9 protein-coding genes are annotated in these 8574 nt (G+C 36.0%); 5 read left to right on the top strand and 4 right to left on the bottom strand.

What is annotated here, in order from left to right:
* Positions 1–324: MEDS domain-containing protein (locus ACFX4G_RS28125; protein ID WP_377578365.1), on the bottom strand; the 324-nt coding region annotated here is incomplete at its 3' end.
* Between the two features lie 1186 nt (positions 325–1510).
* Complete coding sequence (locus ACFX4G_RS28120) at positions 1511–2692, bottom strand: hypothetical protein (RefSeq protein ID WP_377571703.1); 1182 nt, start codon at positions 2690–2692, stop codon at positions 1511–1513.
* Between the two features lie 344 nt (positions 2693–3036).
* Here ACFX4G_RS28120 and ACFX4G_RS28115 point away from each other — a divergent pair, with 344 nt between their 5' ends.
* From ACFX4G_RS28115 to ACFX4G_RS28095, 5 genes are all read left to right on the top strand, one after another.
* Positions 3037–3549: a hypothetical protein gene (locus tag ACFX4G_RS28115; RefSeq protein WP_377571701.1), complete on the top strand. Its 513-nt coding sequence runs from the start codon at positions 3037–3039 to the stop codon at positions 3547–3549.
* 708 nt (positions 3550–4257) lie between these two features.
* Positions 4258–4611: a plasmid mobilization protein gene (locus ACFX4G_RS28110; RefSeq protein ID WP_377571699.1), complete on the top strand. Its 354-nt coding sequence runs from the start codon at positions 4258–4260 to the stop codon at positions 4609–4611.
* Positions 4593–5810 carry a relaxase/mobilization nuclease domain-containing protein gene (locus tag ACFX4G_RS28105; protein ID WP_377578362.1) on the top strand — a complete coding sequence of 406 codons (1218 nt, stop codon included), beginning with the start codon at positions 4593–4595 and terminating at the stop codon, positions 5808–5810. The genes ACFX4G_RS28110 and ACFX4G_RS28105 overlap by 19 nt, the downstream gene beginning before the upstream one ends.
* A complete protein-coding gene (locus ACFX4G_RS28100; protein ID WP_377571711.1) occupies positions 5794–5937 on the top strand; it encodes a hypothetical protein in 144 nt (47 codons plus the stop codon). Before ACFX4G_RS28105 ends, ACFX4G_RS28100 begins: the two co-directional genes overlap by 17 nt.
* 222 nt (positions 5938–6159) lie before the next feature.
* Positions 6160–6774: a helix-turn-helix domain-containing protein gene (locus ACFX4G_RS28095; protein WP_377571709.1), complete on the top strand. Its 615-nt coding sequence runs from the start codon at positions 6160–6162 to the stop codon at positions 6772–6774.
* A gap of 335 nt (positions 6775–7109) precedes the next feature.
* On the opposite strand, the gene ACFX4G_RS28090 is transcribed toward ACFX4G_RS28095, so the two are convergent.
* Together ACFX4G_RS28090 and ACFX4G_RS28085 are read right to left on the bottom strand one after the other, a co-directional pair.
* Positions 7110–7676, bottom strand: a complete 567-nt coding sequence (locus tag ACFX4G_RS28090; RefSeq protein WP_377571707.1) for a DUF3967 domain-containing protein — start codon at positions 7674–7676, stop codon at positions 7110–7112.
* 569 nt (positions 7677–8245) lie between these two features.
* Positions 8246–8574 (bottom strand): MEDS domain-containing protein (locus ACFX4G_RS28085; protein WP_377578359.1); only part of this gene is annotated, 329 nt, incomplete at its 5' end.

The following is an 8574-nucleotide window of genomic DNA, read 5'->3' as shown; positions in this document are numbered from 1 at the left end:
TTTTTCTAAATAAGGTTGTACGGTTTTGTTGAAGTAATCGTGAATTGCGGGAGGATGATAACTACCACTTGAATAATAGAAATCGAAATTATTAATACGGTGTATCATTTTCATTTGATCTGTGGTCAATAGTGTTTTTAGTTCATTATGAATGAGAGGATATAAACGGTCATTTTCAATAAGAATAATACAATCTCCAGAAAGAATTCCATCTTGGATATAACTTACGATTTGTTTTATATAGTTTTCTGACTCGTTATAGGAATACAGTACATGAACACTCTTTTGGTCTTCAAATAACTGATTCATTTTATTTTTGCACACATAATCCCTTCTTTCTTCTATCTCTCTAATTATACTGGGATTATGTAAATTGAATACAGTGGTAAAATTTTTATTTATACTTTATCAGAGCGTAACATATGAATAAAAGGTGCGCTTTTTATGCATCATCTCTTCAACTACCTGTAAGGAGAACTCCGTCATATCAACGATGTATAAAAAGCTGTATATTCTATAAAAGTGATCCTTAAAGAACCCTTACTCTCATAGGGGTTCTCTTTTTTCATGTGTTCCGGAAAGAGACCTTATGTTAACTAACCTTGTATAGCATATACAGCCTAAAAAGCAGAAAAAACTACGCCGACGGAGAGAAGTAGTAGTTTTTTCTGCTTTTTAGCTGTAGTTGTTGGCTGATGCCTCACGGCGTCTTGAGTAGTTTGCTCATGTTATTACTTACTTATTCGTTTTATAAATTCAAATAAAAAAAGAAACAGATCCAATTAAGACTGTTTCCTGTGAAATTCCAATCCATTATTAATTTCTTTACCCATTTAGATTAATATGAAACATAAAATATGGGGTTTTCTATAAAATATATTTTGCTTCTGATATTATGTTTTATGTTAACTACAGATGTATAGGGCATACAGCCGAAAAAGAGAAAAGACTCCTGTGCCTATTCAGGTGTCTTTTCAAAGGTTATGCTAGGTGAGATAATGATATCCATCATCTTGGGTAGTTTGCTCAAATGATAAAAACATATTCAATTTTGAAAGCAAAAAACCACTGGACCTAATCAGTGGTTTTTTGTTCGTTCAATGCAGAAAATGAACAAAACATATTGGCATATACAATGTTTTGTCATTGTTCGATAGTATACCATGACAATTAGGTTCTATAAGGATTGATACATCTATGTATAGAAAATGAAACATCTTGTAGCATTGTTGAAACATTGTTTATTTAAAAATAGGATCAATTTTACTTTAAGCTAAGGTTGTTACTTCTGATAAAGTACATTATGGTATACAGCGTGAAAAGAGAAAACCTCCCTTATTCTGCGTGGGAGGGTTCTCTTTCTTGAGATGTACGCTCTTATTTTAAGGATAGATGCCTCACGGCGTCTTGGGTAGTTTGCTCAAAATAGTATTAACTATTCGTTAGGTCATTAAAAAGGGAAAAACTAATACAAATTCTTATATATCAAGTTCTATAGTGAAATATAAAACTATCGTTTTTTTTCTTTATTTCTACTATTGACATATTTACCACATGGGTAATATTTTTTCATATCTTCCCGTGTCACGATTTCGTTTTTTGGAACATCCTCAGCTGTATAAGGGAAATTTCGGGATATCTGATTGTTTCTGTAAAAAAGGTAAAGAGGGACTAAAGGAAGGTGACTAGCATCAACCCAGGTAAACCCATTTTCGGGGGTGATATCTGATGGACGTGGAGCTCCAAAGCTTATAACAAGATTGACGTAGCCTTTTTTATCAATAATTGTCTGGTAATCTGAGATTGTATAGAGCCCTAAAAAACCAATAGGTGTTATAAAACTCATACTCCAATATTGCATGTCTTCATTGCCTGATATCCCGATATTATGATACGTATCCGGGAACTTAGGAGCTTTCCAACGAATAAACAAAAGCTTACAGGGGTCCCTGTCAATTCGGTTGGAAATAGTATAGACCGTATTGCCTTCAGGTTGAGCAAATTCTGGTTCAAAACGTCTCCAGGTTAAATCGCAACTATGGCTACAATCTATTTTATTCTTATTTCTTGTATTAGTAGTGTTTAAATTGAAATAACTATCAAAATACATCTGATTCTGTCCATTCTTGTTCTTTCGGTTGAGTTCTTGTTTTTTGACACAGGAATTATTTGGATATCTTTTACCCTGTTTTGTGGAATAGTAAGTGATAGATGGAAGTCCCACACCTCCTGTTTTATCATAGCCTAAACTAGGAACGTAAATTCTTAAAATAATAAACCCACGTATATTGGGTGCCCCGTTTTCCAAAGTTTTGGCGTAAATAATATTATTACCAGCGCCAGGAACAAAACGATTAGATCCTTTAGGGGGATCCGTAAATCGGATTTTTAAGGTGTAGTTTCGGTTTTTTGCATCCCAATTAGCTCCAGGGAGAAAGGGGTTCTTACTTCCAGGATCAGGAATTATATTACGACCCACGGCTGATGCAACGAATTGATTAATTTCACCACTTACATTGAAGGAAAAATATCTTGCATATGGGTATTGTCCTTTGATAACAATCTCGATTTCAGGATCAACCTCATACGGAAAAATATAATAGTTGGCATTTTGATCCCCAAGGAAAAAGTAAGTATCGCTAGGTTGATAAATCCAATTTTGATGAGGACCCGGAATTAGAAACTTATTCATTCATAAACACATCCTTTCTTTCATTCATATAAAATATGAAGTTGTCCACCCTAATGAAACGGCGGATGTGCGACTATGAAACATTTTCTTCTCATTATGTAAACTAATGAGTTTTATGCCCTAGTAATTCATAAAAAAGAAAGCTATCAGGGAGGACAGCCTTCTTTCTCATAAGGTTGCAGTGGAAGACAACATTTAGGTATCATGAATAGTTTGTTCAAAGTATTTTTTGATATTCAGGTCGTTTATTTTTATGATTTTATATTTGAATATTTTTGAGCAGGAAATATCATTTTGCATTTGAATACTAGTACTATACTTTTAAAACGGAAGTGGAGGCTAGTATGATGCTGGTAAAAAAGATGTTAAATGGAATTATGATGAAAGAAATCACCATTAAAGAATTAGCTGATCAATATGATGTAAGTACTCGTACCATCCAATTAAGAATTAAGAAACTAGGATATGAATGGGACAGTAAGCAAAGTATTTATCGTTATGTTGGGGAAGAGCCAGAACCTTTAGAAGTTGATTTTAATACCCTTATTTCTAAAACTAATAAAATGCCAGCAGAACAAAAGCAAACTAACAGTGAGATAGCAGCTAGTATTAGTAATATAAATGAAAGTGAAAGTACTAGTACTAGCTTTTTAAAAGCTAGTACCAATGCTAGTAAAGTAGATGCAATTGATTTGTTGCTGCAGCACCCTAAAGATCGTTCAAAAAGAGTCTATAGAGGCTTTTATTTTGATAGTGACGTATTGAGTATTATTGATCGTGTTCCAAAAAGTTATAAATCAGAATTGGTAAATGAGGCTTTAAGAAAAGTATTTAAAGACAAGGGATTATTAGACTAAATAAAAATTAGAGAAGGGACAGTGGGATTAGTCTCCACAAAGGCTATTTTTGATACAAGGTACGAGTCGTATTTTTTAAGAATACCACTTAAAAAATCTCCACTCTTTTCTCCTTGCATAAAAAATTCCGGCAGGTTTGGATCTCTTGCCAAGCCGACATACCCAAAACGAAGGATATAGGGGATCGGCTTGTTTAGGCAAGTATACCTGCCGAACCGCCAGATCGGCTGCCCTAAAGTGTTCATCTTATTCCAAGATGAGAAACACACTTAAAAACATAAGAAGCCAGCCTCTCACCCCAAAACAAAGGGGGAGATAAGCTGCATTGTCAATGGTAAGCGGACCGTAGGGAGCATTAAGGAATTGACAATGTCTCTACACCCGAACCCTCTTGGCACTCAAACAAACACGTTTGTTTGACGCCAACCGGCGAGGGAGCCCCCTCAAAGTTTTGAGGGGGTTGGGGGTGTTTGTAGAAGCCATTCCAAAGGAGCTTTCCTTTGGCAGGTGTGGACAGCGTCCGCGGTCTGTCTCCCCCTTGAAAAGGGGGTTGGGGGGATTGTTATGCTTAGCATAACCAAGCTCAATTGGGTACCAATTGTAGAGCTTGCCTTATTCCGACTGTTTGGTGTATTATGGAAGCATACAGCTGGAATTTTACACCAAGTTCACCACGCTTAGTAGGTGAACATAAGGAGGAATAAAGGAATGAGCGAGACGAAAGGCGAGCGTAGGAACGAGCCTAAACAGGTGAAGTTCCGTGTCACTGAGGAAGAATTCGAACGGCTATCGCTGATGGCGGATAACGTAGGAATGACGGTGCCTGCCTTTGTGAAAGCAAAGGCACAGGGTACTCGCGTCCGACAGCCGAAGATCAATCGTGAGGGTGCTCTGGCAATTGCGAAGGAATTGCGTGCTGTGGGTACCAATATGAACCAGATTGCGAGATGGTGCAATGCAAGAGACATTGAACAATTGAGTGAACAGGAGCTTGGGAGATTGGTAAACAATCTCGACGAAATTAAAAAAGGATTGGCTGCAGCATGGCAACAATTAAGCTGAGTACGACGAAAAATGCCAATGCGTTACTGAAGTACGCTGAGAAGCGCGCTGAGGTATCAAATTCGCTTGATTGCGATGTGGACTATGTAAGGAACCAATTTAAGGCTACAAGGGAAATATGGGGCAAGAGTGGCGGCATACAAGCCCACCATATCATTCAGTCTTTTAAACCAGATGAAGTAGATCCCCAACAAGCCAATGAGATTGGGTTACAACTGGCTGAGAAGTTGGCAAAAGGTCACGAGGTGGCCGTCTATACGCACACCGATAAGGATCATATCCATAACCACATTGTGATTAATGCGGTGAACTATGAGGATGGCCGAAAGTTTCATGCTCATGGTCAAGAAGCCATTGACCGGTTTCGTGAAGTGAGTGATGAACTGTGCAAGGAACACGGCCTTTCCATCGTAGAAGAGCGCTCAGCCGATGTTCGTTACACACTAGCTGAACAGTCATTACTTGAAAAAGGTGAGTCTAGTTGGAAGGATGAAATTAGAACGGCCATTGATCAAGCCAGGGAGCAGACAGCTAGTTTTGAAGAGTTCCAGGAATGTTTAAAAGATCAAGGCGTCCAAGTGACTTTAAGAGGTAAAAACATCACGTATGAGCATCTAGAATCGAATAAAAAGGTACGTGGTACGAAATTAGGGCTGGCGTACGAAAAGGAGACGATTTTACATGGCTTTGAAAGACAAGTTACAAGAGAAAGAGAAACAGCAGGTTCCGCAGAAAGAGGAGTTACAACAGTTACAGCAGTTATACCAGGAGATGATCTTGCGTCTCAGAGCGACAGAGGGTTATCTTTCAACGTTCCTGAAAGAAAACATGAACAAAGAGATGATGATAGAACAAGAGCTCAAGGAGATCAAACAGACGAGCCAAGACGTACAGAGGGAAATGGAATTGACTTCGATGACGTTGCTGAGCAAATTAGAGAACGACATCGTTACACACAAGCAGTATACAAACGAAACTTTGGCCGAGATGAAGACGGCCATCAGAGTACTACACAGCGAAATGAAACAGAATCAGGAGTTTCTGAGCAAAGAGTTTCAAGTAAACAATCAAGCGATCAAGGACGAGCTAGAGAAGATCAACAACAGCCTAGGCAGCAAGTTCGACAGCTTAAGCGCGACAGCGAAGGCGGAACTCAGCGAGGTCGAAAAAAACAGCAAGACTATGATATCGAACGCTAAGCTGGGTGTGGCGTTTAATGGTTGGTTAGATTGGGTTAAATATGGAGCTGGCGCAGCCGTCTTTATGGTTCCTATGTTCTTTTTGTTTAAATGGTTCTTTGGGTTATTTGGAATTAGTCTAGGGTAATGAATTACACTTTTACAAAATTCGTTGAAAAACTGCGAAAAGAGTAGAAAAAGAGGGAAATTATTGATAGTGTTGAATGTAGTATAAATGAGAAAAACCGCCAAAGCTTTGGACGGCAGGCGGTTTCTCACAAGAGAAAGGGAATTGGTCCCTTATACACATATTGATGTACATATTCTATCATAAGGGACTAATTCCTGCCACATAGGGAGAGGAATTAGTATGGCTAAAAACGAAAAAAACTTATCAAGTTTAGGACAATCTTTATCAGAGGCCAATAAAAAGGCTAGAGTGAAAGACCTTCAAAATGAACAAATTTTAAGTCATGAAGAAATGGAAAAAGCCAATGAACTTCAAGCTAAAGCTAATGCAGCTGGAATGAAGTTAGTTCCCCAAAGGAAAGTTAAAAACAAAGCTCGTTTTGTTCAAATAATACAAGAGAACTGGGCTTATCTTCAAAACATAGGTTATTTAAAAAATGAAGAAATTATATTTCTAATGAGTTTGATTCCGTTTATTGGTTTTTCATCTAATGCTATTGTAGATGATCCTAAGAAGAAACAACCTATACCTTTGACCCAAAGGGCTTTATCACAAGCTTTAGGGACAAGTGAGTCAAAGGTTAGTAGAGTCGTTAAATGTTTATATAGTAAAGGAATCATCGCACGCTCAGAAGGCTATGTAGAGGATAATAACGTTAAAACCTATGCATTATTTATTAACCCTCATGTTCTTTATGCAGGCGATCGAGATAAAATAGAAGAAGGTTTAAAAATTCAATTTGTAAAGTTAATGAAATCAAAAATTTTAAGTAAACTTCCGGTTAGATTTTTTTAAAAGACTCTTGTATAAGAGTCTTTTTTTATTTTTAAGTTGGTTTCGTACTTATCAAATTTGATAAGTATACTTATCAAATTTGATAAGTACGAAACTGATATAAAATCCTTTGTTATCAAGGCTTCAACCTACTTTAGTTATGTTGTACCTTCTCACTCTCTATTTAAATAGCAATTCGCTTATAGAATTGCAAGAGTCTTTTTATATTTTTTTCGTTAGAAAAAAATTGAAGCCTTAAGGCTCAAAGAGCCGTCTTAAGACGGCCAACTAATTATAAATGGCGTATGTTGTAAAATTGTAACAAACCAAAAAACCACCCAATCAATCTGAGTGGTTTAAGGTAACCATATTTGCCACCATTTCTTCTTGTTTTTTTCTTCTGACAAACTGGATGCTATTTCTTTTTGTGACTCTTGCATTTCTCTTAATGTTGTAATCAATGTTTTATCTCTTTGTTCTAAACTATCTTTTATGTATGCTTCCTGTTTTAGAATTTGTTTTTTGAAGTCTTCTTGTTGTCTTTCTATGATTTCATTTTGATTTTTCACTAATTGTTTTAACTCATCTAGTTCAGTCATAACTGTTGTGACTTGCCTGGTTATAACCGTTATATCCTCTGTTGTAACAGTTATATCTGTTATATCAGTTGTGTCTGTTATAACTTTATCTTTTACAATTTCCTTTACGGCTTTCGGAACAGTCATACCTTTTTCATTTTTTAAAAGTATTAATTCTTTAAATAAATTTATATCATCTTGTGAAAACAAGAGTTGTCCTTGCTGATTACGTTTAAAGTTATAACCATGCTCTTCAAAAAGTAAATAATATTTCTTTGCAGTTGAAGTCGTGACTCCAATAGCTCTTGCTAATCCATCTACTTTTTCATAGAATTCCATGTACATAACAGTTATAACCTCCAATTTATTCAGGATCATAACTATTATAACATCCTCAAATAAGATATTAATGTCTTAAAGAAAATAAAGAAGCAATCTCGGAAGTGGACTGTTGGGGGCATTCACAAGCGTAATAAGCGTAGGGATCAAGAAATGGAAAGATAATAAGATTAATATGCAATTTAGCTAAGAACAGCAAGCATAAGAGCAATCTGGGTGACCAGCATCTCTTTTAGACTAGAATCAGTACATGTAGAGTGTTGATCCAGTAAAAATAATAGTTCTCTGTTGAATAAGAAAAATTCATTTCTGGTTAACATAATATTTTTGCTCCTTTTTAACATTTTTTATTAGCATAAAAAAGCTATCTAATTTCTATGAGCATTGGCTTTACATAGAAATTAGATAGCTTTTTAAAAGGGTTCAAACGTATAACAAATAACGAAAAGATAACTGCAAATTAATAATATCATCTTATTTCTATAAAGAGTACATTTTTCCGTTATAGGGTCAAAGCATTGCTAGATCTAAAAGGAGAAATAAAAAACGCTTAAGTAATCATACTCATTGTTTTTTTATTTCACATCAGTTGATGATGGGTATTGTTCAGAGAGAATTAAATCATCTTCTACAAGAATATAAGGGTGTGTTTCCATTAAAATATTTCTCAGGTATTCTGGCATTCTCTCACTTTTATATGCACAAATTAATGGAAAAGATAGTTGATTTACAGCGTCATCCACTATCTTTTCGAAATCTTCGATCAGATGCAAAGGGTCTTCCATACTACTCCATTCTACATGTGCCCATGATCTGAAAGAAATTCCTTTTTCTAAATAAGGTTGTACGGTTTTGTTGAAGTAATCGTGAATTGCGGGAGGATGATAACTACCACTTGAATAAT

Source organism: Priestia sp. YIM B13486, assembly GCF_042787865.1.
Lineage (GTDB): Bacteria > Bacillota > Bacilli > Bacillales > Bacillaceae_H > Priestia > Priestia megaterium.
This window is presented reverse-complemented; position numbering and strand designations above follow the sequence as displayed.